At 68.6% G+C, this 25,651-nt stretch carries 22 protein-coding genes; 11 read left to right on the forward strand and 11 right to left on the reverse strand.

Annotation, left to right across the window (positions count from 1 at the left end; translation table 11 throughout):
• Positions 1 to 6 precede the first annotated feature (6 nt).
• Genes DK459_RS09755 through DK459_RS09785 form a run of 7 tightly spaced genes read left to right on the forward strand, consistent with a single transcriptional unit; the run spans position 7 to position 8,760 of the window.
• Positions 7 to 2,205 carry a NosR/NirI family protein gene (locus DK459_RS09755; RefSeq protein ID WP_110134663.1) on the forward strand — a complete coding sequence of 733 codons (2,199 nt, stop codon included), beginning with the start codon at positions 7 to 9 and terminating at the stop codon, positions 2,203 to 2,205.
• Between the two features lie 46 nt (positions 2,206 to 2,251).
• Positions 2,252 to 4,168 carry a TAT-dependent nitrous-oxide reductase gene (gene nosZ, locus DK459_RS09760; RefSeq protein ID WP_006386544.1) on the forward strand — a complete coding sequence of 639 codons (1,917 nt, stop codon included), beginning with the start codon at positions 2,252 to 2,254 and terminating at the stop codon, positions 4,166 to 4,168.
• 5 nt (positions 4,169 to 4,173) lie between these two features.
• A complete protein-coding gene (locus tag DK459_RS09765; protein ID WP_110134664.1) occupies positions 4,174 to 5,487 on the forward strand; it encodes a nitrous oxide reductase family maturation protein NosD in 1,314 nt (437 codons plus the stop codon).
• Positions 5,484 to 6,389: an ABC transporter ATP-binding protein gene (locus DK459_RS09770; protein WP_006386542.1), complete on the forward strand. Its 906-nt coding sequence runs from the start codon at positions 5,484 to 5,486 to the stop codon at positions 6,387 to 6,389. The genes DK459_RS09765 and DK459_RS09770 overlap by 4 nt, the downstream gene beginning before the upstream one ends.
• Entirely contained in the window at positions 6,386 to 7,216 is an 831-nt protein-coding gene (locus tag DK459_RS09775) for an ABC transporter permease (RefSeq protein WP_070542087.1), read from the forward strand. The genes DK459_RS09770 and DK459_RS09775 overlap by 4 nt, the downstream gene beginning before the upstream one ends.
• Positions 7,213 to 7,713, forward strand: a complete 501-nt coding sequence (locus DK459_RS09780) for a nitrous oxide reductase accessory protein NosL (protein WP_006386540.1) — start codon at positions 7,213 to 7,215, stop codon at positions 7,711 to 7,713. The genes DK459_RS09775 and DK459_RS09780 overlap by 4 nt, the downstream gene beginning before the upstream one ends.
• A 36-nt stretch (positions 7,714 to 7,749) precedes the next feature.
• A complete protein-coding gene (locus DK459_RS09785; RefSeq protein WP_110134665.1) occupies positions 7,750 to 8,760 on the forward strand; it encodes an FAD:protein FMN transferase in 1,011 nt (336 codons plus the stop codon).
• 48 nt (positions 8,761 to 8,808) lie between these two features.
• Here DK459_RS09785 and DK459_RS09790 read toward each other — a convergent pair whose 3' ends face one another.
• Together DK459_RS09790 and DK459_RS09795 are read right to left on the reverse strand one after the other, a co-directional pair.
• On the reverse strand, positions 8,809 to 9,975 hold the full coding sequence (locus tag DK459_RS09790) for a YhcG family protein (protein WP_076468966.1): 1,167 nt from the start codon (positions 9,973 to 9,975) through the stop codon (positions 8,809 to 8,811).
• Positions 9,976 to 10,212: 237 nt separating this feature from the next.
• Positions 10,213 to 10,998, reverse strand: a complete 786-nt coding sequence (locus DK459_RS09795) for an inositol monophosphatase family protein (protein ID WP_006386537.1) — start codon at positions 10,996 to 10,998, stop codon at positions 10,213 to 10,215.
• Between the two features lie 120 nt (positions 10,999 to 11,118).
• On the opposite strand from DK459_RS09795, the gene DK459_RS09800 reads away from it, so the two are divergent.
• Positions 11,119 to 11,910 (forward strand): RNA methyltransferase, encoded by a 792-nt coding sequence (locus DK459_RS09800; protein ID WP_006386536.1) that lies wholly within the window; start codon positions 11,119 to 11,121, stop codon positions 11,908 to 11,910.
• A gap of 69 nt (positions 11,911 to 11,979) precedes the next feature.
• Here the strand turns inward: DK459_RS09800 and DK459_RS09805 are convergent, their stop codons facing one another.
• Positions 11,980 to 12,969, reverse strand: coding sequence for a tripartite tricarboxylate transporter substrate binding protein (locus DK459_RS09805; RefSeq protein WP_006386535.1), 990 nt, complete (start codon positions 12,967 to 12,969; stop codon positions 11,980 to 11,982).
• Between the two features lie 161 nt (positions 12,970 to 13,130).
• Between DK459_RS09805 and DK459_RS09810 the strand changes: the two genes are divergently transcribed.
• On the forward strand, positions 13,131 to 13,892 hold the full coding sequence (locus DK459_RS09810) for an IclR family transcriptional regulator (protein WP_006386534.1): 762 nt from the start codon (positions 13,131 to 13,133) through the stop codon (positions 13,890 to 13,892).
• An 83-nt stretch (positions 13,893 to 13,975) separates the two neighbouring features.
• Here the strand turns inward: DK459_RS09810 and DK459_RS09815 are convergent, their stop codons facing one another.
• The 8 genes from DK459_RS09815 to DK459_RS09850 form a co-directional block, all read right to left on the reverse strand.
• Positions 13,976 to 14,824 carry a mechanosensitive ion channel family protein gene (locus DK459_RS09815; protein WP_006386533.1) on the reverse strand — a complete coding sequence of 283 codons (849 nt, stop codon included), beginning with the start codon at positions 14,822 to 14,824 and terminating at the stop codon, positions 13,976 to 13,978.
• 145 nt (positions 14,825 to 14,969) lie between these two features.
• Positions 14,970 to 16,190, reverse strand: a complete 1,221-nt coding sequence (locus DK459_RS09820) for a DUF1513 domain-containing protein (RefSeq protein ID WP_223203217.1) — start codon at positions 16,188 to 16,190, stop codon at positions 14,970 to 14,972.
• A complete protein-coding gene (locus tag DK459_RS09825) occupies positions 16,171 to 17,265 on the reverse strand; it encodes an imelysin family protein (RefSeq protein ID WP_080747583.1) in 1,095 nt (364 codons plus the stop codon). Before DK459_RS09825 ends, DK459_RS09820 begins: the two co-directional genes overlap by 20 nt.
• Entirely contained in the window at positions 17,265 to 18,782 is a 1,518-nt protein-coding gene (locus DK459_RS09830; RefSeq protein ID WP_053499334.1) for a di-heme oxidoredictase family protein, read from the reverse strand. The genes DK459_RS09825 and DK459_RS09830 overlap by 1 nt, the downstream gene beginning before the upstream one ends.
• Entirely contained in the window at positions 18,779 to 20,077 is a 1,299-nt protein-coding gene (locus tag DK459_RS09835; RefSeq protein ID WP_020928897.1) for an imelysin family protein, read from the reverse strand. The genes DK459_RS09830 and DK459_RS09835 overlap by 4 nt, the downstream gene beginning before the upstream one ends.
• A gap of 218 nt (positions 20,078 to 20,295) precedes the next feature.
• On the reverse strand, positions 20,296 to 21,621 hold the full coding sequence (locus DK459_RS09840; protein ID WP_070542684.1) for an MFS transporter: 1,326 nt from the start codon (positions 21,619 to 21,621) through the stop codon (positions 20,296 to 20,298).
• A 48-nt stretch (positions 21,622 to 21,669) separates the two neighbouring features.
• A complete protein-coding gene (locus DK459_RS09845; RefSeq protein WP_070542687.1) occupies positions 21,670 to 22,338 on the reverse strand; it encodes a DUF4286 family protein in 669 nt (222 codons plus the stop codon).
• 122 nt (positions 22,339 to 22,460) lie between these two features.
• Positions 22,461 to 23,372, reverse strand: coding sequence for a LysR family transcriptional regulator (locus tag DK459_RS09850; RefSeq protein ID WP_035182522.1), 912 nt, complete (start codon positions 23,370 to 23,372; stop codon positions 22,461 to 22,463).
• 280 nt (positions 23,373 to 23,652) lie between these two features.
• Between DK459_RS09850 and DK459_RS09855 the strand changes: the two genes are divergently transcribed.
• Together DK459_RS09855 and DK459_RS09860 are read left to right on the forward strand one after the other, a co-directional pair.
• Complete coding sequence (locus DK459_RS09855; protein ID WP_006386527.1) at positions 23,653 to 24,660, forward strand: ABC transporter substrate-binding protein; 1,008 nt, start codon at positions 23,653 to 23,655, stop codon at positions 24,658 to 24,660.
• A gap of 126 nt (positions 24,661 to 24,786) precedes the next feature.
• On the forward strand, positions 24,787 to 25,578 hold the full coding sequence (locus DK459_RS09860) for an ABC transporter permease (protein ID WP_026384433.1): 792 nt from the start codon (positions 24,787 to 24,789) through the stop codon (positions 25,576 to 25,578).
• The last annotated feature ends 73 nt before the right edge of the window (positions 25,579 to 25,651 follow it).

Below are 25,651 nucleotides of genomic sequence, written 5' to 3' on the forward strand. Positions count from 1 at the left end.
TGTGCGTTGGCCGCGAACGCCGCCCAGGCGCAGCGGCTGCCCGACTTCCTGAAGACCGTTGCCATCGCCGAGATATTCCCCGGCGCCGATCGCCTTGGCCCGCCCGAAGGCAAGCCGATGACGGCGCGCGCCTATGCCGGCGAGCGCGCGCTGGGACGCGTCTACCTGACCTCCGACGTGGTCAACACCCGCGGCTATTCCAGCAAGCCCATCGACGTGCTGGTGGGGCTGGCGGACAACGGCCGCATCGTCGGCGCCAGGCTGGTCGAGCACCACGAGCCCATCGTGCTGATCGGCATTCCGCAATCGAAGGTCGACCACTTCATCCAGGGCTACGTCGGCCTGAACTTCATCGACAGCCCGCCGCGCCACGGCGCGCCGCCGCCGGTGGACATCATCAGCGGCGCCACCGTCACCCTCATGGTGATCGGCGACAGCATCACGCGCTCGGCCATCGCGGTGACTCGCGCCTACGGCGTGGACGGCGCCGCGACGGCCGGCGCGCAGGCGGCCGTGCCGGCGGTCGCGGCGCCGGCGCGCCTGATCGACGAGTCGCGCGACGCGGTCGATCCATGGCAGGCGCTGCTCGATGCCGGCGCGGTGCGCAACCTGCGCCTGTCGCCCGAGGACGTGAACCGCGTATTCCGCGAGTCCGGCCGCCAGGATGCCGCCGAACGCGGACAGGAAGCCGCCGACGACGCGCTGTTCATCGACCTGTATGTCGCCTTGGCCAGCGTGCCGTCCATCGGCCGCAGCCTGCTGGGCGACGCGGAATGGCAACGCCTGAAGGAACGCCTCAAGCCGGGCCAGCAGGCCATCCTGGTGGCGGGCAACGGCGCCTATTCGTTCAAGGGCTCGGGCTATGTGCGCGGCGGCATCTTCGACCGCATCGAGATCATCCAGGACGAAGGCAGCTTCCGTTTCCGCGACCGCAATCACCAGCGCCTGGCCGACGTCGTCGCGCAGGGCGCGCCGGCCCTGCGCGAAGTGGCGCTGTTCGTGGTGCCCGAGGACGCGGCGTTCGATCCGGTCAAGCCGTGGCGGCTGCAATTGATGGTGCAGCGCGTGCTGAGCGTGTCGGACAAGGCCTTCGTCACCTTCGACCTGCCCTACGAACTGCCGGCCCGCTATACCCGCGCCACCACGACGGCCAGCCCCGCGGCCAGCCCCACGGCCAGCCCATTGGCAAGCCCGGACGCGCCGGCCGCCGTCGCGCCGCGGGATGAGGCGCCGCCCGCGCTGTGGCGGCAGATCTGGCGCGGCAAGGCCGTGCAGGTGGCGATCCTGACGACGGCGTTGCTGGTGCTGGTGGGCATCTTCTTCTTCCAGGACCAGCTGACCAGCCGGCCGCTGCTGCACGACCGGCTGCGCCTGGCGTTCCTGGCCTTCGCGCTGTTCTGGATCGGCTGGTACGGGCAGGCCCAGCTGTCCATCGTCAACGTGCTGACGTTCTTCTCGGCCCTGCGCACCGACTTCCGCTGGGACTACTTCCTGATGGACCCGCTGGTGTTCATCCTGTGGTGCGCCACCGCCATCTCCATGGTGTTCTGGAATCGCGGCGCGTTCTGCGGCTGGCTCTGTCCGTTCGGCGCGCTGCAGGAACTGGCCAACCGCGTCGCCAGGCGGCTGGGGCTGCGCCAGGTCACGGTGCGCCACGGCGTCAACCAGCGCCTGTCGACGCTGAAGTACGTGATCTTCCTGGTGCTGTTCGGCTTCTCGCTGTACGACCTGGCGCTGGCCGAGCGGCTGGCCGAGGTCGAGCCGTTCAAGACCGCCATCATCCTGCGCTTCCTGCGCGACTGGCCGTTCGTGGTGTTCGCGGTGGCGCTGGTGGCCGCGGGCCTGTTCATCGAGCGCTTCTTCTGCCGCTATCTCTGTCCGCTGGGCGCCGCCCTGGCGATCCCGGCGCGGCTGCGCATCTTCAACTGGCTGCGCCGCTACCGCGACTGCGGCAACCCCTGCCAGCGCTGCAACCACGAATGCCCGGTGCAGGCGATCGAGCCGACGGGCGAGATCAACCCCAACGAGTGCATCCAGTGCCTGCACTGCCAGATGCTCTACCACCACAAGCAGAAGTGCCCGCACCTGATCCAGAAATACGGCAAGCGCGAGCGGCGCCGCGCCGCCGACAGCGAGCCGGCGGTGCAGGAAGTGGTGCTGCACCGCGCGCCCAGGCCGAACGCGCCCGCCCCTTCCGAACCCTGATTTCCGTACCGCGGCGCCAGACGCCGTTCCTATCGAGGAGTTAACCATGTCCGACAAGAACCCCGACAAAACCGGCCTGAGCCGCCGCAGCTTCCTGGGAACCGCCGCCATCACCGGCGCGGCCGGCCTGGTGGGCGGCGCGCAGCTGTCCACCGCCCACGGCAAGGACGCCAAGGCCGGCGCCGCCGGCCAGAGCGGCCACGTGGCGCCGGGCGAGCTGGACGAATACTATGCCTTCAACTCCAGCGGCCAGTCGGGCGAAGTGCGCGTGCTGGGCCTGCCGTCCATGCGCGAGCTGGTGCGCATCCCGGTCTTCAACCACTGCAGCGCCACCGGCTGGGGCCGCACCAACGAAAGCCGCAAGATCCTCACCGAAGGCCTGACGCCCGAGACCCGCGAATACCTCAAGGACAAGGGCGGCGTATTCCTGAACGGCGACGCCCACCACCCGCACCTGTCGTTCACCGATCGCACCTACGACGGCCGCTATCTCTTCATCAACGACAAGGCCAACAACCGCGTCGCCCGCATCCGCCTGGACGTGATGAAGACCGACAAGATCACCGAGCTGCCCAACGTGTCGGGCGTGCACGGCCTGCGGCCGCAGCGCTATCCACGCACCGGCTACGTGTTCGCCAACGGCGAGCACATCATCCCGCTGCCCAACGACGGCAAGGTGACCGACGATCCCAAGAAGAACTTCTTCGCGATCTACACCGCGCTGGACGGCGACACCATGAAGGTCGCCTGGCAGGTGCTGGTGGACGGCAACCTGGACAATGGCGACGCCGACTACCAGGGCAAGTATTCCTTCTCGACCTGCTACAACTCCGAGAAGGGCGTGACGGTGGAGGAAGCCTCCGCCAACGAGCAGGACTGGGTGGTGGTGTTCAACATCAAGCGCATCGAGGAAGCCGTCAAGAAAGGCGACTTCAAGATGATGGGCGGCGTGCCGGTGATCGACGGCCGCCACGGCTCCAAGTACACCCGCTACATCCCGGTGCCGAACTCGCCGCACGGCTGCAACGCCGCGCCCGACGGCATCCACCTGGTGCTCAACGGCAAGCTTTCGCCCACCGTGACGGTGCTGGACGTGCGCACGCTGGACGATCTGTTCGACGACAAGATCAAGCCGCGCGATTGCGTGGTGGCCGAACCGCAGCTGGGCCTGGGCCCCCTGCACACCGCGTTCGACGGCCGCGGCAACGCCTACACCACGCTGTTCATCGACAGCCAGATGGTCAAGTGGAACATCGACCTGGCCAAGCGCGCCTACAAGGGCGAGAAGGTCGACCCGATCATCCAGAAGCTGGACGTGCACTACCAGCCCGGCCACAACCATTCGACCATGGGCGAGACGCGCGAGGCCGACGGAAAGTGGCTGGTGTCGCTGAACAAGTTCTCGAAGGACCGCTTCCTGAACGTCGGCCCGCTCAAGCCCGAGAACGACCAGCTCATCGACATTTCCGGCGACACGATGAAGCTGGTGCACGACGGCCCCAGCTTCGCCGAGCCGCACGACATGTGCCTGGTGCACCGCTCCAAGGTCCACCCCGTCAGCGTCTGGAAGCGCGACGACCCCATGTGGGAAGACGCGCGCCAGATGGCCAAAAAGGACGGCGTGACGCTGGAGGACGCGGCCAAGGTGGTGCGCGACGGCAACAAGGTGCGCGTGTACATGATGGCGGTGGCGCCGATGTTCAGCCTCAAGCGGATCGAGGTCAACCAGGGCGACGAAGTCACCGTGGTGGTCACGAACATGGAAGTGATCGAGGACCTGACCCACGGCTTCACGCTCGAAGGCCATGGCATCGCCATGGAGATCGCGCCGCAGGCCACCGCGTCGGTCACCTTCACGGCGGACCGCCCCGGCGTGCATTGGTACTACTGCCAATGGTTCTGCCACGCGCTGCACATGGAAATGTCCGGCCAGCTGGTGGTGCTGCCGAAGAAGACCGCGTAGCGCCCATGACCTTCCTCGCTAACCTGACCCGGGGCGGCAGGAGGGCCGCCGCCGCGCTGGCCACGCTGGCCGCGCTGGGAGGCGCGCCCGCCTGGGCGCCGCCCGCCGCCGCGGCCAACGTGTCCGTCGCCGCCGGCGCGGACCTGGCGGCGGCGGTGGCCGCCGCCCAGCCCGGCGACGTGCTGGCGCTGGCGCCCGGCAGCTACACCGGCGGCATCGTCATCGACAAGCCCCTGACCCTGGAAGGCCCGCCCGACCGCGCCGCCGTCATCGCCGGCACGCGCCAGGGGCGCACGCTGTGGATCAAGGCCGAGGACGTGACGCTGCGCAACCTGACCATCACCCGCTCCGGACTGAGCCTGTCGGACATGGACGCCGGCGTGTTCCTGGACCGCGGCGCGCACCGCGCCCGCATCGAGCACAACGACATCCTCGACAACCTGGTGGGCGTGCACGTGTGGGGGCCGCATGACGCGCTGGTACGGGCCAACCGCATCGTCGGCAACCGCGAACTGCGCGTGGCCGAGCGCGGCAACGGCCTCACCCTGTGGAATACGCCGGGAACCCGGATCCTGGACAACGACATCTCCGCGGGCCGCGACGGCATCTTCGTCAACACCAGCAGGCGGAACACCTTCAGCGGCAACCACTTCCACGACCTGCGCTACGCGGTCCACTACATGTACACCAATGACAGCGAGATCAGCGGCAATGTCTCGACCGGCAACGACATCGCCTACGCCATCATGTATTCGCACCGGCTGGTGGTGCAGGGCAACGTCGCGCGCGACAGCCGCGAACAGGGCCTGATGCTGAACTACGCCAACCAGTCGCGCATCACCGGCAACACGGTCGATGGCGCCGGCAAGTGCGTGTTCATCTACAACGCCAACAACAATGCGTTCCTGGACAACCACTTCGCCAACTGCGATATCGGCGTGCACTACACCGCCGGATCCGATGGCAACCAGATTTCGGGCAACGCCTTCCTGCACAACAAGAACCAGGTGAAGTACGTCGGCACCCGCACGCTCGACTGGGCCGTGAACGGCCGCGGCAATTACTGGAGCGACAACACCGCCTTCGATCTGGACGGCGACGGCATCGCCGACACCGCCTACCGGCCCAACGATGTGGTCGACCAGCTGCTGTGGCGCGTGCCCGCGGCGCGCATCCTGCTGAACAGCCCGTCGATTTCGATCGTGCGCTGGGCCCAATCCCAATTTCCCGCCATCCTGCCCGGCGGCGTCATCGACAGCGCGCCGTTGATGCAGCCGCCGCCGCGGCCCGCCGCCGCTCGCGCCAAGGAGACCCCATGAAGACCGACCTGGTGACGCTGGCCGGCGTCAGCAAGCACTATGGCGCGCAGCACGCCATCGACGGCCTCGACCTGCAATTGCGCGAAGGCGAATGCGTGGCGCTGGCCGGCCACAACGGCGCCGGCAAGAGCACGCTGATCAAGCTGGTGCTGGGGCTGATCCGGCCCACCCACGGGCGCGTCACGCTGTTCGGCGAGGACGCCCACAGCCGCGCCGCCGCGCGCCTGCGCGACCGCATCGGCTACCTGCCGGAGACCGTCGCGCTGCATCCCTCGCTGACCGGCGTGGAAACGCTGGCCTTCTACGCCCGGCTCAAGCGCCGGTCGTTGTCCGGCAACCCGGCCCTGCTGGAGAAGGTGGGCATCGCCGGCGCCGCCCATCGTCGCGTGGGCGGGTATTCCAAGGGCATGCGGCAGCGCCTGGCGCTGGCGCAGGCGCTGCTGGGCGAGCCGCGCGTGCTGCTGTTCGACGAACCGACCACCGGGCTGGACCCGGCCTCGCGCCTGATGTTCTACGAGATCGTGCATGAACTGCGCGCGGCCGGCGCCACCATTCTGCTCAGCACCCATGCCCTGTCGGAACTGGCGGGGCACGCCGACCGCATCGTGGTCATGAAGGCCGGCAGGAAGATCGCCGACGGCGCCATGTCGGCGCTGCGCCGCGACACCGGGCTGCCCATCCGCATCCGGCTGACGCTGGCCGAGCCGCAATCCGGCACGCTGCTGGCGCGGCCCTGGCGCCGCCTCGACGCCTGCCGCTACGAACTGGCCTGCCAGGAACGCGACAAGGTCGAGGCCATCCGCGGCATCGGCGCCATCGCCGCGCCCATCGCCGACCTCGACATCCAGGCGCCAAGCCTGGACGACATCTACGCCCACCTGCTTGAACGGGAAGACATATGAACGCCGTCTGCACCATCATCGACAAGGAAATCCGCGACGGCCTGCGCAATCGCTGGGTGCTCGCCACCGCGCTGCTGCTGGGCGCGCTGGCGCTGGCGCTGGGCCTGCTGGGCAGTTCGCCGACCGGCACCGTCAAGGCCGACCCGCTGACCGTCACCGTGGTCAGCCTGTCGAGCCTGTCGATCTTCCTGGTGCCGCTCATCGCCATGCTGCTGGCCTACGACGCGGTGGTCGGCGAAGTCGACCGCGGCACCATGGCCCTGCTGCTGAGCTACCCCGTGTCGCGCTGGCAGGTGCTGGTGGGCAAGTTCATCGGCCACCTGGCGATCCTGGCGCTGGCCACCGGCGCCGGCTACGGCTCGGCCGGCCTGGCGCTGCAATGGGCCTACGGCGGCCTGGACGCCGCCGCCTGGCAGCCGTTCGCGCTGCTGATCGGGGCCAGCGTGCTGCTGGGCGCCAGCTTCCTGGCCATGGGCTACCTGATCAGCACGCTGGTGCGCGAGCGCGCCACCGCCGCCGGCATCGCCGTCGGCGTATGGCTGTTCTTCGTGGTGATCTACGACATGGCGCTGCTGGGCCTGCTGGCGGCCGACCAGGGCCGCTACGTCAGCCCCGGCCTGCTCAACGCGCTGCTGCTGCTCAATCCCTCCGACGTCTATCGCCTGTTGAACCTGACGGGCTTCGAGAATATTTCGCTGTACGCCGGCATGGCGGGCGTGAGCGACCAGGCCAGCCTGCCCGTGCCCGCGCTGGTGGCGGCGCTGCTGCTGTGGATCGCCCTGCCCTTCCTGCTGGCCGCCGCGTCTTTCAGGAACCGACCGCTATGAGAGCCCTGCTGTTTTCCCTCGGCCTGGCCGCCCTGCTGGCCGTGACCGCCTGCGGCGACGGCGCCGCGCCCGCCGCGCCGCCCCCGCCGCAAGCGGTTTCGTCGCAGTCGGTGGGCCATTACTGCGGCATGGCGCTGGCCGATCACACGGGTCCGAAAGGACAGATCTTCATCAAGGGCCGGCCCGCGCCGGTCTGGTTCTCGTCGATCAAGCAAGTCTTCGCCTATACGCTGCTGCCCGAGGAACCCAAGGCGATCGCCGCGATCTACGTGAACGACATGGCCACCGCCGGCGCCGACGGCGTGCCGGATCCGGCCGCCTGGATCGACGCGCGCCAGGCGTTCTACGTCATCGAAGGCCGTTTCGTCGGCGGCATGGGCGCCGAGGACGCCATGCCGTTCTCGCTGCGCGACCGCGCCGAGGCCTTCGCGCAGGCGCACGGCGGCCGCGTCGTGGCCTATGCCGACGTCCCGGAAGCCTATGTCTTCGCCCAATAGCGCGGCCCTTGAACGCCCCCGCCGTCCCCATCCGCCATGTCCATCGCCATGAATCCACGCCGCCGCCGTTTCATCGGCATCACCGCCGCCGCATCCGCGCTGGCGCTTGCCCCCCTGTCCTTGCGCCGCGCGTCCGCCGCGATCGCGCCCACCACCTGGCAAGGCGTCGCGCTGGGCGCCGATGCCGAGCTGCGGCTCTACCATCCCGACCCGCGCGCCGCGCGGCAACTGATCGACCAGGCGCTGGCAGAACTGCATCGCCTGGAAGGCATATTCAGCCTGTATCGCGACGACAGCGCGCTGGCGCGGCTGAACCGGCAGGGCTACCTGGCCGATCCGCCCGCCGACCTGCTGCGCCTGCTGGGCGACAGCCTGCGCTACAGCCGCCTGACCGATGGCGCCTTCGATCCCACCGTGCAGCCGCTGTGGCAGCTGTACGCCAGCCATTTCGCGCGCCCCGGGGCGTCCGCGCAGGGCCCGTCCGAGGCCGAGCTGGCGCGGGCCCTGGCACGCGTGTCGTACCGGGACGTGACGCTGGACAGCCGCCGCATCGAGCTGCGGCGGCCCGCAATGGGCATCACGCTCAACGGCATCGCCCAGGGCTACATCACCGATTGCATCACGCGCCTGCTCAAGCAGGGCGGGCTGGATCGCGCGCTGGTCGACATGGGCGAGATCCGCGGGCTGGACAGCCGCGCATCCCCCGGCGACTGGCGGGTCGGCCTGGCCGATCCGCGCGCGCCGCGGCGGATCCTGGCCTCGGTGCCCGTGCGCAACCAGGCGCTGGCCACGTCGAGCGGCTACGGCACGGCCATCGACGCGGCGGGCCGCTGTACCCACTTGTTCGATCCCCGCACCGGCAGCGCGCGGCCGCGCTACCAGAGCGTGTCGGTCATGGCGCCCAACGCCGCCATGGCCGATGCCCTGTCGACCGCGTTCTCGCACATGCCGCTGCGGGCCACGGCGCCGATCGTGCGCGAGCTGGGGCTGCGCGCGTGGTTCGTGCCGCTCGAGGGGGGATTGGTGTCGCAGGGCGGCCAGGGGTGACGCAATGCGCACCGACCGCCTGCCGGATGGGGAACGCTGAACCGGCGGCTACGATTTTCCCTTGCGGGCGGTGCTCGATTGGCGCGCCTCGAACTGCCTGCGCGTGGCCTCCAGTTCCCGCTGCAGCAACGCCGCGTCCGGCAGGACGGTGCGGTAGTTGGCTGCCATCACCTGGGTTGGCAGTCCGTCCAACGCATACTGCGCCAGCGCACGGCCCTTGTCCGCGCACAGGATCAGCCCCACCGGTGGATTCTCGTCGGCAAGCGCCCAGTGCGCTTTCGCATAGTTGCAGTACATGTGCATCTGACCCACATCCGCGTGGGTCAAGCTGCCGAGTTTCAGATCGATGATGACCAGGCAGCGCAGCCTGCGATGAAACAGCAGCAGATCCACGCGATACCACGTCTGGTCGATGCGCAATCGACGCTGCCGCCCCACGAAGGTGAAGCCTTCCCCGAGCTCCAGCAGGAAGCCTTCCAGACGCTGCGTCAGGGCGGCTTCCAGATCGGATTCCGAGTATTCGTCCTTGAGATCGAGAAACTCCAGCACATACGGGTCCTTGATCGCATCGTCCGCGGTGACGGTATCCCCAGGCATCGGCAGCGCTGCCTTCGCCAGCACTGCGGCCTTGTTCCTGGACAAAGCAGTGCGCTCGTAGAACTGGCTTTCGATCTGCCGGTCGAGCTGGCGCACGCTCCAGCCGCCACGCAGCGCATGCGCCTCGTAGAACCGGCGAGCCTGGCTGTCCTTGACCGACAGCAATCGCACATACGCCGACCAAGGCAGCGTGAATGCCTGGGCCAGATCGGATAGATCGAATTTCCGAGACACTGTCTCGGAAATCCTGGCCATTCCCGTTTCGTCGAATTTCCGAGACACTGTCTCGGAAATTGCAGATGGAGGATAGGCAAGGAAGAACCCCCGCATGTTCTCCAGGTTGTCGGCGCTGAAGCCGCGCCCGAACCGCGCGGTCAGGTCAATGGACAACCGTTGGATCAACTGTTCCCCGTAGCCGGCCCGTCGCCTGCCTTTCTGCTCGGCGTCGACGATCCGTTGGCCGATCGCCCAGTAACTGGCCGTCATCAATGCATTGACCCGCCGCGCCGCGCTCCGGCGGGCGCTATCGAGCAGTTCGACGATATCGCCGTGAATACCGGCATAGCCGGCCGGCAACACGCCAGCCCGGCTCGGCCGCATCGACGTCTTTCCTGTCATGCGATCATCTCCGTGTGAGGAAGACGCAGGCGCCTTCGTCACCGGTAGACCCTTCGTTCGGCGCCAGACACACCACATCACTCGCGGCATGACCATAGCGCATGAACCGGGCCATGGTCGCGCGCACCGTGACCAATCAGTCCACCCGGGACGCTGACGCAAAACATGACCGAACTGCGCCACCCCAAACAAAAAACCCGCCGTGGTGGCGGGTTTTGGGGAGGCAACGAAGCGCGCTCAGGCAGCCGGCGTCGGATTCAGCGCCGACAGCATCTGCGTGAAGATCTTCGGGCTGGCGGCGAGCACGTTGCCCGAATCCATCCAGCCTTGTTCGCCGTCGAAGTCGGCGACCAGGCCGCCGGCTTCCAGCACCATCAGGCTGCCGGCCGCCAGGTCCCAGGGCTTCAGGCCCACGCCGCAGAAGCCGTCCAGGCGACCGCAGGCGACGTAGGCCAGGTCGAGCACGGTGGCGCCCAGGCGGCGCACGCCGGTGCTGCCTTCGGCCATGGTGCGGAAACGCTGCGAGCCTTGTTCCAGGTCGCCCGAGTTGGGCCAGTGCGCGCCCAGCAGGGCCTCGTGGTAGCGGGTGCGGCCCGAGACGCGCACGCGGCGGTCGTTCAGGAACGTGCCGCTGCCACGGCTGGCGGTGAACAGTTCGTTGCGCGACGGGTCATAGATGACCGCCTGCGTGACCTGGCCGCGCTGGGTCAGCGCGATCGACACGGCGTAGTTGGGCAGGCCATGGATGAAGTTGGTGGTGCCGTCCAGCGGATCGATGATCCACTGGAATTCCGCCTGGTCGGGGCCCTGCAAGCCGAATTCCTCGCCCAGGACGGCATGGTCCGGGTAGGCGGCGCGCAGCGTCTCGACGATGGACTCCTCGGCGGCGCGATCCACTTCCGTGACATAATCGCGCGGCCCCTTGCGAGCCACGCTGAGTCGTTCCAAATCCATGCTGGCACGGTTGATGATGGTGCCGGCACGCCGGGCCGCCTTGATGGCGATGTTGAGCATCGGGTGCATAAAATTCCGTACGTATGCGGTGGGTAGGCCGCTAGCCACCCCCCCGGATCCGCCGCCCCCCGACAGGGGGAAACCGGCCCAAAAAACCAGGAAGGCACTAAGCCAAACGTGCCATTTTAAATGACTCAAGCATTTTCACGCGTTCGCTTCATCATGGTGAACCCCAGCCACCCCGGAAACGTCGGTTCGGCGGCCCGCGCGATCAAGACCATGGGCTTCTCGGAACTGGTGCTGGTGGGGCCCAAATTCGCCGATGTAACCAGCCAGCCGGAGGCCGTGGCCCTGGCCAGCGGCGCCCTGGACGTGCTGGAGAACGCGCGCATCTACGATACCCTGGAAGAGGCGCTGGCGCCCGTGACCCTGGCGTTCGCCCTGACCGCCCGGGTGCGCGACCTGGGCCCCCCGCCCTGCGACATCCGCCAGGCCGCCGACCTGGCCTGCGCCCACCTCGCGGAAACCGCCGAAGGTTGCGCGGCCATCGTGCTGGGCACCGAGCGGGCCGGCCTGACCAACGCCCAGATCGGGCTGTGCCACCGCATCTGCCATATCCCGGCCAATCCCGAATACAGCTCGCTGAACGTGGCCCAGGCGCTGCAGCTGGCGGCCTGGGAGCTGCGCTACGCGCTGCTGGTGGACCAGGGCGCCGCCCTGCTGCCCGCCTCCACCGCGCAAGCGCCCTCGCGCGGGGCCGAGCCAGCCTCCGGGGAAGCGGTACAGGCCTTCCTGGCGCACTGGGAAGAAGCGCTGGTGGGTGTGCGCTTCCTGGACCCGGCCCATCCCAAGAAATTGCTGCCGCGGATGCGGCACCTTTTTTCCCGGGTGGCCCTGACGCGCGACGAGGTCGACATGATGCGCGGCGTCTGCACCGCCATGCTGGCCGCGGCGCGTCGCGACGGCGGCCCAAAAAAATAGGGACGGGCATCTGCCCGTCCCCCGTCATCGGCCGCCGGCGGTTGGCCCGCCGCGGCACGAAGCGCGTGCTCAGTCGACCTTGGCGCCCGACGCCTTGACCACCGGCGCCCAGCCTTCCACTTCCGACTTGATGAACTGGCCGAATTCGGCCGGCGTGGTCTTGACGCCCACGGCGCCCAGTTTTTCGAAGCTGGTCTGCACTTCGGGCTTGTCCAGCGCCTTGACCATGGCGGCGTTGAGCTTGTTGACCACTTCCGGCGGCGTGCCGGCCGGCGCGATCAGGCCGAACCACGACGATACGTCGAAGCCGGCGAAGCCCGATTCCTGCATGGTGGGCAGGTCCGGCGCGCTCTTGGAGCGGTCCGACGTGGTCACCGCCAGCGCGCGCAGCTTGCCCGATTGCGCGTGCGGCCAGGCCGACGGCATGTTGTCGAACATGAATTGCACCTGGCCGCCGATCAGGTCGGTGATGGCCGGGGCGCTGCCCTTGTACGGCACGTGCAGCACGTCGATGCCGGCCTTCATCTTGAACAGCTCGCCGGCCATGTGGATCGAGGTGCCGCTGCCCGACGAGGCAAACGCCAGCTTGCCCGGGTTCTTCTTGGCGTAGTCGACCAGTTCCTGCACCGTCTTGACCGGCACCTGCGGGTTCACCACCAGGATGTTCGGCACCTTGGCGCCCAGCGCCACCGGAGTGAAGTCCTTCGTCAGGTCGAACGTGACGTTCTTGTACAGCGTCTGGTTGATGGCGCTGGTGACGGCCACGAACAGCAGCGTGTAGCCGTCCGGCGCGGCGCGCTGCACCATGTCGGTGGCGATGTTGCTGCCGGCGCCCGGCTTGTTCTCGACCACGAACGACTGGCCCAGGCTCTCGGTGAGCTCCTTGGCCATGATGCGGGCAATCACGTCGGTGGTGCCGCCGGCGGAAAAGCCGACCACGATGCGGACAGGTTTGTCGGGATAGGCGGCCTGGGCGGAACCCATGGCGAAAGCGCTTGCGGCGGTAGCCAGTAGCGTGGCGGCAAGACGCCGCAGTCCAGGCTTTTGACCGGTCTTCATATAGTCTCCGTGCTGATACTGTCCATTAAATGGACGATTCGAATTATTGGATGCTGCATTCTGATCTATACACGAGCGGAGCATCAAGGTAGAGTCCACGCTACGGACTATGGTTTTCCCTTGACCATTGCGCCATAACCCCCAAGTTTTCAGAGAGTTGCATGCAAGACAGCGATGCCGCGGCCGCAGGCCCCCGCACATTGCGGCGCGGATTGGCCGTTCTGGCCGCCCTGCGGGACCAGGGCCCCGATGGGCTCAGCGTGACCGATATCGCCCGCCTGACGGGCATCCAGCGTCCCACCATCTACCGCCTGCTGGCGGCCCTGCTCGACGCGGGCCTGGTGCTGCCGGTGACGGGCACCAAGAAGTACCGCGCCCAGCTGGCGGTGGACCCCGACACCCGCTCGCGCGATCCGCGCGTGCGCCAGCTGCTGCCGGTGCTGCGGCGCCTGGCCGACCGCACCGGCGACGCCGTGTTCCTGGTGGTGCGCGATGAAGACGACTCCATCAGCCTGCATCGCGAGATCGGCAGCTATCCGGTGCAGATCCTGGCGACCTACGCCGGCAAGCGCCAGCCGCTGGGCGTGGGCTCGGGCGGCATGGCGCTGCTGGCCGCACTGCCCGACGACGTCGCGCGCGGCATCGTCGAGCGCAACTCCAGCCGGCTGGACGAATACGGCGGCATGACGCCGCAAGAGATGTTCCGCCTGATCGAAAACACCCGCGCCCGCGGCTATTCGGTGGTGGGCAACCATGCCGTGCGCGGCGCGCTGGGCGTGGGCTGCGCCCTGCTCGACAACCATGGCGCGCCGCTGCTGGCGGTCAGCGTCACGGCCATCATCGACCGCATGCCGGCCCAGCGCCAGCGCGAGATCGCCGGCTGGATCAAGGCCGAACTGGCGCGGCTGGCGGTGCAGGCCTGAGCCCGGCACGCGGTCCACGCCGCGCCATGAAAAAGGGCGTCCCGCCATCGGCCGGGACGCCCTTTTCATTGCAGGCCATACGCTCAGGCCGCGGCGCCAGCCTTGGGCTCGCTGGCCTTGGGGTTCTGGATCTCGCGCAGCGGGATCGGCGCCTGGAAGCCCGCGGCCTCCAGCGACAGGCGGATGTCCTGGTACAGGCCCCAGCGCAGGTCCCAGTACTTGGCGGCGTCGGCCCACACCCGCACGTTCACGACCACGCCGCTTTCCTTGTAGTCGACCACCTTCACCAGCGGCTGCGGATCCTTCAGCGCGTTCGGATTGGCCGCGACGATGTCCTGCAGCTTGGTCAGCACCGCGTTCAGGTCATCGCCATAGCGCACCGGCACCGGGATATCCAGGCGGCGGGTCTTGTTGCGGCTGTAGTTGGTGATGGTGGCGTTCCAGACGGTGCTGTTGGGCAGCGTCAGGTGGATGCCGTCGACCTGGATCAGGCGCGTCAGGAACAGGCCGACTTCCTCGACCGTGCCTTCGGCGCCGGAGCTCAAACCGACGTATTCGCCGGCACGCACCGGGCGCAGGATCAGCAGCATGATGCCGGCCGCGATGTTCTGCAGCGTACCCTGCAGCGCCAGGCCGACGGCCAGGCCGGCGGCGCCAAGCACCGCGATCAGGCTGGCGGTCTGCACCCCGAAGCGCGCCAGCACCGCGATCAGCGTGAAGATGCGCACCGTCCATACCACGGTGCTGTAGAACATCGGCACGATGGTCGGGTCGATCTTGCTGGAACGCGTGGCGATGCGCCGAACCCAGCGGCCCAGCAGCGTCGACACCCACCAGCCGATGACCAGGATCAGCAAGGCCACCAGCAGATTGATGCCCAGGTCCACCAGCCTGGGCGCCCAGGCATTGAATTCCTTCAAGGCGTCTTCCATCGTTGTCGCTCCCTCATGCAAAAAAAGACAGCCGAAAACTGTATCAGATGCGTCATGCGGAAAGGGCGCCGGCGGGTGTCCGGTATGTCAGGCTTTGTAAAGCGCGCTGGCTGAGCCGCAGGGATATGCGGCGGCAACGGCGCGGTCAGGCGCCGGCGACCTTGCGGAAGTGGTTGTCCCAGGAACGTTCGCGCGACGGCGCCAGCAGCGGCTGTTCGCCGCCCGCGGCATCGGTGCGCAGCATGGCGCCCAACCCGCTGCTGACAAGGAAACCGGCGCGCGGCGCCGGCGCCACGCCGCAGCCGTCGGCCAGCCGCGTCTCGCCCAGGCAGGCCCCGCTGGCGGCGTCCCAGTACAGCACCCGGCCGCCCACGGGGCTGGAGGTGGCGATAACCGCGCCGGCGGCGTCCGCCGCCACCGAACCGACGTAATTGCGCATCTCGCGCAGCGTGGCCGCCGGTCCGGCGTGCAGTTGCGCCGGCGCGCCGCGCCGGTGGCGGCCCACCAGCGCCGGGCGGTCACCGGCCGGTCCCATGTACTGGCAGCCGAACCACACACTGCCATCGGCCGCCAGCGCCAGGTGGCGGATCGACAGGCGATGCAATTCGGGCGCCAGTTCCACCTTGTCCAGCAACCTGCCGCTGGCCGCGTCCAGGTACGCCAGCGACGGGCGCATGGTATCGAGATTGAGTTCGAGCTTGCCGTAGTCGGGGTGGGTCAGGATGCCGCCATTGGCCACGCACAAGGTCCTGCCGTCCGGCATCAGGACGACTTCGTGCGGGCCGATGCCGCCGCTGTCGTACTCGCCGACGCGGCGGTAGCCGCCGCCGGGCGTGGCGTCATAGATGCCGAGCACGCCGCGCGCGCCTTCGAAATCGTTTTCGGTGGCGGCCAGCAGGCGGCCGCCATCGAAATAGGCGCCGTGGCCGAAGAAATGGCGATCTTGCGGCAACGGCAGTTCGAGCGGCGCGCGTTCGCCGCGCAGGTCGAAGGCCAGGGCGAAAAAGCCCGGCTGGCGCCCGAACACCACGGCGCGGCCGCCGGCCGCGTCGATGGCGAAGCTGTGGCCGCGCGCGGGCATTGGCAGCACCCGGCGGTCCTGCCCGGACGCATCCAGGACCACCGCCTCGTCGCGGCCGCCGCGCTGGCGCGCCGCCAGGTACAGCGCGGCGTCATCGCGCGCCGCCGTGGCCAGCGCCGCGCCGGGCCAGGCCAGCGTGGCGCCCAGCGCGCCCGCGGCGCCCCATGCCAGGAATTCGCGCCGCGCGGGCCGCGCCGGCGCGCCGTCCGCCACGCGCGGCGCGGGTCGCCCGCGTGGATCGGCCGGCATCGCGGCCGGCGCTCGATCAATCGCCATCGAGCGCATTGAAGCCGATGGTCACGCCCAGTGCCGGCGCCAGGTCCTGGTCGACGATGGCTTTGGCGTTCTTCAACGTCAGCGCCGCCAGTCCCAGCAGGCGCCGCCCTTCCGCGTCGGCCAGCGCCTGCTCCAGCGGCGCCGGCGCCTCGCGCAACGCGCGCGCCGCGTTGCCCAGCTCGCCCAGCACCGCGCCCGGCATCCAGTCCTCGCCCTTGGGCAGCGCATAGCCGCCCGCCGTGTAGAACGCCGCCAGCCCATCCAGGCTGGCCGCCAGCGTGCGCGTGGACAGGCCGCTGCGCCAGAAGGCGGCGCGCTTGGGCCGCGCGCTCTCGGCCGAATCGCCCAGCACGGGCAACAGCTTCACGTCGCGCGCGAACTGCAGGCCGGTGGACAGCGCCTTCATGGCTTCGGCCGCCACCTCCTGCGGATCGCGGTAGAGGTCATTGCCCGCCTGGGGCCGCGCGAACTGGCGGCCGAACTCGGCCTTGGCTTCCCAGGCCTGCGCCACGTCGCGCGAGATCGCGGCAATGTTGGCCGACACGGCGCGGGCATAGCCGCAGGCGTAGCCGAAGGTCGGCGCGGCGGTCTGCGTGAGCGCTGCCGGTTCGCCGTACAGCACGAATTCCAGCGCCGGCAGGCCCTGCACCGCCACGCTGCGGCCCGCCAGCGCGCCCGGCTTGAGCAGTTCGGCGTCCTGCGCGGCGATCAAGGCCTGCACCTGCCGGGGCATCACGCCCCGGGTATCGGGCCAGAATGCCAGGCGTTCATAACGATTGGCCTGCACCAGCGGACCGAAACGCAATGGTTCGAGCCGCGCCCACGCCAACGCCAGGCCGGCAAAGGCGGCTTCCACGCGCTTGGCGCCGTCCGCGTCCGGCTTGCCGCACCACTGGCCCAGCGCGCCTTCCAGGTCGGTGGCAGCCGCGACCATGCCGGCGGCCGCCGGCCGCGCATAGCCCTGCGCCAGGCGCTCGCCCAGGTCGGCGGGCAGTTCGGCGCCCGCGGCCAGCGGCCAGGCCAGCGCCAGCGCGGCGGCCAGGGTGCGGGCCGGCGCGCGCCAGCGTGCAACGAAGATAGCCATTACAGCGACTCCAGGAAACGGATCAGGTCGGCGCGTTCTTCGGGCGTCATCGCCACCACGCGATCGCGCGCCGGCTGGCCGGCGCCGCCGTGCCACAACACTGCTTCCAGCAGCGTGCGGGCGCGGCCGTCGTGCAGCCAGGTGGCGTTGGGATTGACGGTCCGGGTCAGGCCGATGCCCCACAGCGGCGGCGTGCGCCATTCCCGGCCATTGGCCGAGCCGTCGGACACGCCGTCGGCCAGGTCATCCCCCATGTCATGCACCAGCATGTCGGTGTACGGCCAGATCAGCTGAAAGCGGTGCTCGGCCTGTTTCGCATTGCGGCTGGTGACGTACTTGGGCACGTGGCAGGCGACGCAGTTGGCCTCGTAGAACAGCTTCTTGCCGGCCAGCACGCGGGCGTCGTCGGCGTCGCGCCGCTGCGGCACCGCCAGGTTGGTGGAATAGGTGGTGACGAAGTCCATCAGCTTGGCCGGCACTTCCTCGGGGCCGAAACGCGGCTGCGCGCCGTGCGGCATCTCCAGGCACAGGGGTTGCGCCGGCGTACAGTCGCCGTGGTGATTGGGGAACAGCGGCGTCGACAGGCCCATGTCGTTGGAGAACGCGGCGGCGCTCTGCTGCTCCACCGTGGGCTGCCCGGCCTTCAGGTTGAAGCGGCCCAGCACGCGCTGGCCGGTGCGCGCGTCGGTCACCCAGTTGGCCTTGCCGACGATGCCGTCGCGCTTGTCGGCGCCGATGTTGGCCAGGATGTCGGCCTGGTGGATCGATTCCAGCAAGCCCAGGCCGATCATCGGCGGCGCCAGGCGCGGCGAGATCTGCGTGTCCTTGCGCATCGGACCGTAGCCCAGGTTGTCGATGCGGTAGACCGGCTTCATCAACGTCGCGGTCTCGCCACCGTTGAGCTTGACCGTGACCGGCGTGTATTCGATTTCCATGCGGCCTTCGGCCGGCAGGCCGGCCACGGCGAAGTTCTGCAGCTGCACGCCGTAGACCGGCTCGGGCAGCAGCGCGATCTCGCCCGGCGCCAGCCGCGGATGGCCGCGGTCGGGGCCCTCCGGCACCGCCAGGCGCAGCAGCAGCGCCACCGCGTCGGGACGTTCCAGCGGATCGAAGCCCGGCACCGAGCCGCGCCCGTCCTTGGTATGACAGGCCTGGCACGAACGCGCGTTGAACAGCGGCCCGAGGCCGTCGGAGGCCTGCGTGGAGGCGGGCGCGGACACCCAGTCCTTGCGGAACAGGCCGTTGCCGACCTGGAATTCCTGGCGCCGCTCGAAACTCATGTTGGCCGACGGCTGCGAGAAGATATCGGCGTTGATGAGCTTGTTGGTGGTGGTGGCGCCCGCCTGCATGGTCTCGAAGGTTTCGGCCTTGGAGAAATCACGGGTCGGCGCGGTGATGGCGAGGACCCGCTTGAGGTCTTCGGCGCTCAGGTCGTCGCGCCCGGCGGGCGCGGTTGGAGCGGCGGCGGCGCCGGCATGGGCCGACGCCGCCAGTACGGCGGCGAATACGAGCTTCACTTGAATACGGCGTCGGGTTTGTCCAGGCTGTCGGAACCTTCGATGGCGACCTTGCCCAGGTCCAGCAGCGCGATCACGCGCTCCAGGCTGCGGGTCTGGTCGACCAGGCGGTCGATGGCGGCCTGCACCACGGCGTTGCCTTCCTTGTTGCCGTCGGCGATCATCTGGTCGTAGGTCTCGACCGTCTCGGCGCGGGTCTTCATGGCCTGCATGGCGGCCACGGTGGCGTCCAGCTTGGCGCGCACTTCCGCGTCCAGCTTCGGATCGCGCGCCTTGACCAGTTCCGACAGGCTGGCGCCCGACACCTGCTTGCCATCGACGCGGGTGTACGCGCCCAGGTAGACGTTGCGGATGCCGATCTGGTTGTAGAAATGCGAGTTATGGGTGTTGTCCGAGAAGCAGTCGTGCTCTTCCTCGGGATCGTGCAGCATCAGGCCGAGCTTCATGCGCTCGCCGGCCAGTTCGCCGTACGACAGGCTGCCCACGCCGGTCAGCATCGCCACCAGGCCGGCCTTGGGGTCTTCTTCCACGGCCTTGCGCGCGGCGCCGTCCTTCTGCCAGTTGCCGACCATCTCTTCCAGGTCGGTCACCAGCAGGTCGGTCACGGCCTTCAGGTAGGCGATGCGGCGCTCGCAGTTGCCGCCGGTGCATTGCTTGACGTCGTAGTCGGTGTGCGGGCGGTTGCCCGAGTGGCGCTCCTGCGGCGTGCCCTTGCGGTCGGCCGGCGCCGGGCCGGTGCCGTTCAGGTCCTGGCCCCACAGCAGGAATTCGATGGCGTGGTAGCCGGTGGCGACGTTGGCCTCGTTGCCGTCGGCCTCGTGCAGCACTTCGGACAGCAGCTTGGGCGTGATCTCGCTGACATCGACGGTCTTGCCGCCCACCGAGATCTTGGAGTTGGCGATGACGTTGACCGCGTAGTAGGCGTTCTCGTCGTTCTCGGTGCCGTAGGAGGCGTCGACGTAGTCGATCAGGCCTTCGTCCAGCGGCCAGGCGTTCACGCGCCCTTCCCAGTCGTCGACGATCGGGTTGCCGAAGCGGAACGCCTCGGTCTGCTGGTACGGCACGCGCGCGTCCAGCCAGGCCTGGCGGGCGGCCTTGAGCGTGTCCGCGCTCGGCTTGGCGACCAGGGCGTTGATGGCCTCGCGCAGCGTCTTGGCGGAGGTCAGCGCGTCTTGATAGCCCGCCAGCGCCAGGTCCGAATAGTTCGCCACCACGGCCTTGGGCTGCGTGGCGGCATGAACCGTTCCCCCGAATGCCGCGACGGCCAGCGCCGCCCCCAACAACAACTTGCGCATCGACTTTCTCCCGTAACTCGGACGAAATCCACCCCGCGGCGGCCCCGTCCACACTTGAATTTGTGGATGCGAGTGTAAACAATTTTCGTTTGTTATTCAGCGAAAAGTCAGATACCTGACGTTTATCCGAACGGAAAAAGCCAGCAAAACCGGGCCGGGGACGAAAAAAAAGCCCGGGAGCGGTCCCGGGCTTCCTGCCAGCCAGGCCGGCCGGATGCTCAACGCTGCAACGGCGCCTTGGCGGTTTCCCTGGCGGCCAGCACCGACACGGCGGTCACCACCAGCGCGGCGGCCACGTACAGCGACACCGCCACGGTCGAACTCCACGACTTGAACAGGCTGGCGATGATCAGCGGCGCGAAGCCTCCGCCGACGATGCCGGCCAGCGTGTAGGCCAGCGACGACCCGGCGTAGCGCACCCGGCCCGGGAACTGCTCGGTGATGAAGGCGGCCTGCGGGCCGTACATCATCGCGTGGATCAACAGGCCCACCACCACGGCGGCGCAGATCGCGACCGGATGCGCGGTGTCCATCAGCGTGAAGAATACGAAGGCCCAGATCATGCCCAGCACCGCGCCGGCCACGTACACGGGACGGCGCCCGATCTTGTCCGACAGATGCCCGCACAGCGGCACGGCGATGGCATTGAGCGCCGCGCCCAGCATGGTGGCGCCCAGCGCCAGCGGCCGCGACAGGTGCAGCACGGTGGTCACGTAGGTCAGCGTGAACACCACCACCAGCGCGTACAGCACGTCCGAACCGATGCGCGAGCCGCCGGCCACCAGCAATTGGCGCCAGTGTTGCACCAGCACTTCCTTGATCGGGGTGTTGGCGGTTTCGCGCTTCTGTTCCATTTCCAGGAACACCGGCGTTTCCTCGACCCCGCGGCGCAACCACAGGCCGAACAGCACCAGCGCCACGCTCGACATGAACGGCACGCGCCAGCCCCAGGCCTGGAATTCCTCGGGCGTGAGCCACAGCGAGATCAGCGCGATGAAGCCGGTGCCGATCAGCGTGCCGCACGACGGGCCGACCTGCGTGAAGGACGCATTGCGGCCGCGCTGGTCGGGCTTGCCGTGTTCCATCGACAGCAGCACCGCGCCGGCCCACTCGCCGCCCAGCGCCACGCCCTGGATGAAGCGCAATGCCACCAGCGCCACCGGCGCCCACACGCCCCAGGTGCCGTAGGTGGGCAGCATGCCCATCAGCCCGGTCGACACGCCCATGATGACCAAGGTGGCGACCAGCACGAACTTGCGCCCCAGGCGGTCGCCCAGGTGGCCGAAGACGAAACCGCCCAGCGGCCGCGAGACGTAGCCCACGGCATAGGTCGAGAACGCCAGGATGGTACCCGTCAGCGGGTCGAACGACGGGAAGAAGATGGCGTTGAACACCAACGCCGCCATCAGGTTGTAGATCGTGAAGTCGTACCACTCCAGCGTGGTGCCGACCGAACTGGCCATCGCCAGTTTCTTCATCTTCATGTTGTCGGGCGCCGCGCCGCCGTGGGCGGACGCGGGCGCGTGCAAGGTGTTCTCAGCCATTGTGGTTCCCCATGTCTTTGTGTGTGGCGTTGCGGCGCTTGGCGCGCGTCAACACAAGTCGGCCGCGGCCAGCTTCCAGCCCAGCTCCAGCAGCCAGGTGTCGGCGCCGCGCGTGCCGAAGGCCGCGGCCGCCTGTTCGCCCAAGGCCTGGGCCACACCCGCCGAGCTGGCTTCGATCACGAAGAGCGGATCGAGGCGGCGGTTTTCGGTGGATTCGCGCGGCAACGGACCGCTCAGGGCGGCATCCGGCGCCAGCAGATAGGACTGCACGAAGCCATCGGCCCGGGCCAGCGCCGCGCCCGCCTCGGCCGCCCGCGTCCGCAGCGCCTCGGCATCGCCGCCAAACACCAGCGGCAGCACCGCGATGTGGCTGCCGCTGCCGAAGCCGGTCACGGCCTGCACCGCGCACACCCGCCGCATCGGATCGCGCATGCGGTCCAGGTTGGTCACGGACCACGGCGTCTGGCGCTCGAACGCGGCGCGGTAGTCCGCGGTGGTGAAGGCCCCCAGCGATTGCGTGCGGTACAGCCCCAGGTACTTGCGGCCGCCGGACAGCGAGAAATAGCGCGCGCCCGACAGGAAGCCGGGGATGCGCACGCGTTCTTCGACGTGCTCGCGGTCGTACCAGCGATTGAAATCGGTCTCGAAAGCGGGATCGACGTCGCAGGCGACGAACAGCATGCCGTTGGGCGTGGACGGGGTGGTGGCTTGGCTCATGGAACGAAGAAATCCCTGCGATAACGGAAGGGACTCATCTTCGGCCGAGGCGGCCATGCCCGACAAACGAGTAATTTTTCGCGCCAGCAATAAAATTATTGAGCGCCGACCTAGGGATAACGCTATTGCGCGGATCCGAATTTTGGCGGCGTGACCGACGCGGTGTATTGGTCCGACGCGCGGCAGGCCAGTTCGGCCACCAGCCGGATCGCGTCCGAGCCGGCGCCTTCCAGGTAGCTCACCACCAGCAGTTGCGGTGGCACCGGCACGTCGCAGCGGATCATCTGCACTTCGCCGCGCGCCACGTATTCGTAGATCGGCGGCAAGGGCACCAGCGCGCGGCCGAAGCCGCTGCGCACCAGCCGCGCCAGCGCCGAGATCGAGCTGACGCAGTGCACCTTGCCCAGGGGCAGCCCGGCTTCGCGGAACAGCCCTTTCAATGCCTCATGCGGCTGCGAACCGGGGCTCATGGTCAGCACCGGTTCGCCCAGCAGTTGCTGCACCGTCAGCGCCTCTTCATCGCCGGCCGGCCCCACCCAGCCCATTTCCATCGGCAGGCAGGGCGTGCTGATGACGCCGGTGTCGGTCAGCAGATCGGTCTGGAAGGCAATATCGAGCGTGCCTTCGCGCAGGCCACGATGCAGGGCGCGGGTGGTCTCCGAGGTCAGCTGCACCTCGATGCCCGGATAGGTCGAGCGCAGGTTCGTCAGGAAACCGATCAGCCAGGTGTGCACCACCGTCTCGATGGCGCCGATGCGCACCAGCCCGAACACCTCGTCGCCGGTGCGGCCCAGCGACAGGATCTGCTGGCGCAGCTGCAGCAGGCGTTCGCCGTAATCCAGCAGGCGCGTGCCCACCGCCGTGAGCCGCAGCTCCTTGGCATCGCGCTCGAACAGGCGCGCGCCGATGTCCTCCTCGAGCGAGGCGATGCGGTTGGCCACCGCGGCCTGAGTGATGTGCAGGCGGTCGCTGGCGGCGCGAAAACTGCCCAGCCGGGCGGACCACAGGAATGCTTCGACAAAACGGGTATTCATATCCACGCCATGGCGCGCCTGGCGACGCGCCCTTTTCAGGAACGGCGGGGCGGCAGGCCCCGGCCTGTTCACATCCTAACGCCTGGCGCGCCGCTCGCGCCATGATGCAACGCACGCCCTCTCGCGGTGCCGCGTGCACCAGCATGGTTCATGCGCCGCGCCCGGATGGCGCCGCGGGGCGCGAAAACCGGGCAAAAGGCGGTTGGCACGGGTCTTGCTTGATGACTGGTATGCAAGCTTGTCTACAAGCGCCCGTCACTTTTCCGACCAGGAGTCCCGCATGACCGACCGCCCCGCGCCCTTCGCTTTCAATGCCACCCGCCGCCGGCTGATGCAAGGCGCCGCGCTGGGCGCCGCCACGCTGGCCGCGCCGGCCCTGGCGCGGGCGCAGTCGGGCCCGGTGATCCGCATCGGCTACTGGCCGGTCGCGGCCGGCCTGCCGTTCTACGCCGCCATCGAAAAGGGCTACTTCAAGGAAGCCGGCCTGAACGTCGAGCCGCTCAAGTTCGCCGGCGCCCAGCAGGTCATGGAAGCCATGCTGGCGGGCCGCGCCGACGGCAGCGCCAACGGCACCGGCTCGGCCAACCTGGCCATCGGCGAGATCGCCTCGCCCGGCCTGTTCAAGATATTCGCCTCGAATCCCAGCAACGCCAGGAACGTGCTGGACGAATTCATCGTCGCGAAAGACAGTCCCATCCAATCCATCGCAGACCTCAAGGGGAAGAAGGTCGGTTCTGGACCCGGCATCCAGAATGCCACGCTGGCCAAAGCAGTGCTGGAGCGCGCCGGCGCAACCGGGGCGACCGTGGTCGAGCTGGCGATCAGCCAGCACGTCGCCGCGGTCGCCGCCGGCCAGTTGGATGCGTGCTACACGCTCGAGCCCACCGGCACGGTCGGGCGCTTGAACGGCACCACCCGCGTCCTGGAAGCGGGCGTGATCGCCAAATACGTGCTGGGCGATCCGATGGCGCCGTGGTTCGGCGGCTCGGCTTCGCTGACCACCGCGTTCCTGAAGAAGCATCCCGAGGAAAGCAGGAAATTCATCGCCGCCTACGCCCGCGGCATCGAGCTGATCCGCAGCAAACCCGACGAGGCGCGCCCCTTCATGAAGGGCTACACCGCCATCGAAGGCCCCATGACCGAAGCCGTGCCGCTGGCCGCCTACACGCTCTACAACGAGTTCAGCCCCAGCGACATCCAGTACTTCCAGAAATTCTTCGACCTGTTCGCCGACAAGGGCATCTTCGCGCAGAAGGTGGACGTGGCCTCGATGCTGTACAAGGGCTGAGCCATGGACGCGATCAACGCCAACCGCGCCAGCGCGGCCCCGGCCGGCAGCGCCAGCCACGCGGCCGTCGCATCGGCGGCCGCCCTCCCGGCTGCCGGGTCGCCGGGCAAAACCGCCCGCGCCGGCATGCCTGCCGCAGCGCCCGCCTCCCGTCCGCCGCGCACCTGGACCGCCGCGCGCCTGCTGCCGCTGATCGGGCCGCTGGCGCTGTACGTGGTGTGGGACCTGGTGGTGCGCCTGCAACTGGTCAGCCCGGTGCTGCTGCCCACGCCCGGCGCCACCCTGGTGGCGCTGGCCAAGGGCATGGCCGGCGGCCCGCTGCTGGGCGATTTCCTGGCTTCGGTCAGCCGCACGCTGCAGGCCTTCGTCATCGCCGGCGTGATCGGCGTGCCGCTGGGCGTGCTGCTGGGCAGCAATGAAAAGGCCTACCGCAGCGTCGAATTCCTGGTGGACTTCTTCCGCTCGACGCCGTCGTCGGCGCTGATCCCGCTGTTCCTGATGATCTTCGGCGTGACCGACATGAACAAGATCGCCATCGCCGCCTTCGCCGCGGTGCTGGTGATCCTGTTCAACAGCGCCTACGGCGTCATCAACGCGCGCAAGCAGCGCGTGATGGCGGCGCGGGTGATGGGCGCCTCGCGCTGGCAGATCTTCAAGGACGTGCTGATCTGGGAAAGCCTGCAACCCACCTTCGTCGGCCTGCGCAGCGGCGTGTCGATGGCGTTGGTCATCGTGATCGTGGCCGAGATGTTCATCGGCTCGGACAGCGGGCTGGGCAACCGCATCATCAATGCGCAGCAGGTGCTGAACGTGCGCGACATGTATGCATCGATCCTGGCCGCCGGCGCGCTCGGCTACGTTCTCAACATCCTTTTCCTGGTGCTGGAAAAGCGCGTGGTCCACTGGAGCGGCCGATAATCATGTCCACCGTCATCAACCCCGTCATCGCCCCCGCCCCCACGCCCGCGCCGTTCCGGCCGGGCCCGGCCGG

The organism is Achromobacter sp. RW408 (genome assembly GCF_003184165.1).
Classification (GTDB): Bacteria; Pseudomonadota; Gammaproteobacteria; order Burkholderiales; family Burkholderiaceae_B; genus Achromobacter; species Achromobacter xylosoxidans.

Coding starts and splice junctions, on each gene's coding strand:
- nosZ (WP_006386544.1), top strand. CDS start 2,252: ATGTCCGACAAGAACCCCGACAAAACCGGCCTGAGCCGCCGCAGCTTC.
- DK459_RS09765 (WP_110134664.1), top strand. CDS start 4,174: ATGACCTTCCTCGCTAACCTGACCCGGGGCGGCAGGAGGGCCGCCGCC.
- DK459_RS09770 (WP_006386542.1), top strand. CDS start 5,484: ATGAAGACCGACCTGGTGACGCTGGCCGGCGTCAGCAAGCACTATGGC.
- DK459_RS09775 (WP_070542087.1), top strand. CDS start 6,386: ATGAACGCCGTCTGCACCATCATCGACAAGGAAATCCGCGACGGCCTG.
- DK459_RS09780 (WP_006386540.1), top strand. CDS start 7,213: ATGAGAGCCCTGCTGTTTTCCCTCGGCCTGGCCGCCCTGCTGGCCGTG.
- DK459_RS09785 (WP_110134665.1), top strand. CDS start 7,750: ATGTCCATCGCCATGAATCCACGCCGCCGCCGTTTCATCGGCATCACC.
- DK459_RS09790 (WP_076468966.1), bottom strand. CDS start 9,975: ATGACAGGAAAGACGTCGATGCGGCCGAGCCGGGCTGGCGTGTTGCCG.
- DK459_RS09795 (WP_006386537.1), bottom strand. CDS start 10,998: ATGCACCCGATGCTCAACATCGCCATCAAGGCGGCCCGGCGTGCCGGC.
- DK459_RS09800 (WP_006386536.1), top strand. CDS start 11,119: ATGACTCAAGCATTTTCACGCGTTCGCTTCATCATGGTGAACCCCAGC.
- DK459_RS09805 (WP_006386535.1), bottom strand. CDS start 12,969: ATGAAGACCGGTCAAAAGCCTGGACTGCGGCGTCTTGCCGCCACGCTA.
- DK459_RS09810 (WP_006386534.1), top strand. CDS start 13,131: ATGCAAGACAGCGATGCCGCGGCCGCAGGCCCCCGCACATTGCGGCGC.
- DK459_RS09815 (WP_006386533.1), bottom strand. CDS start 14,824: ATGGAAGACGCCTTGAAGGAATTCAATGCCTGGGCGCCCAGGCTGGTG.
- DK459_RS09820 (WP_223203217.1), bottom strand. CDS start 16,190: ATGCGCTCGATGGCGATTGATCGAGCGCCGGCCGCGATGCCGGCCGAT.
- DK459_RS09825 (WP_080747583.1), bottom strand. CDS start 17,265: ATGGCTATCTTCGTTGCACGCTGGCGCGCGCCGGCCCGCACCCTGGCC.
- DK459_RS09835 (WP_020928897.1), bottom strand. CDS start 20,077: ATGCGCAAGTTGTTGTTGGGGGCGGCGCTGGCCGTCGCGGCATTCGGG.
- DK459_RS09840 (WP_070542684.1), bottom strand. CDS start 21,621: ATGGCTGAGAACACCTTGCACGCGCCCGCGTCCGCCCACGGCGGCGCG.
- DK459_RS09845 (WP_070542687.1), bottom strand. CDS start 22,338: ATGAGCCAAGCCACCACCCCGTCCACGCCCAACGGCATGCTGTTCGTC.
- DK459_RS09850 (WP_035182522.1), bottom strand. CDS start 23,372: ATGAATACCCGTTTTGTCGAAGCATTCCTGTGGTCCGCCCGGCTGGGC.
- DK459_RS09855 (WP_006386527.1), top strand. CDS start 23,653: ATGACCGACCGCCCCGCGCCCTTCGCTTTCAATGCCACCCGCCGCCGG.
- DK459_RS09860 (WP_026384433.1), top strand. CDS start 24,787: ATGCCTGCCGCAGCGCCCGCCTCCCGTCCGCCGCGCACCTGGACCGCC.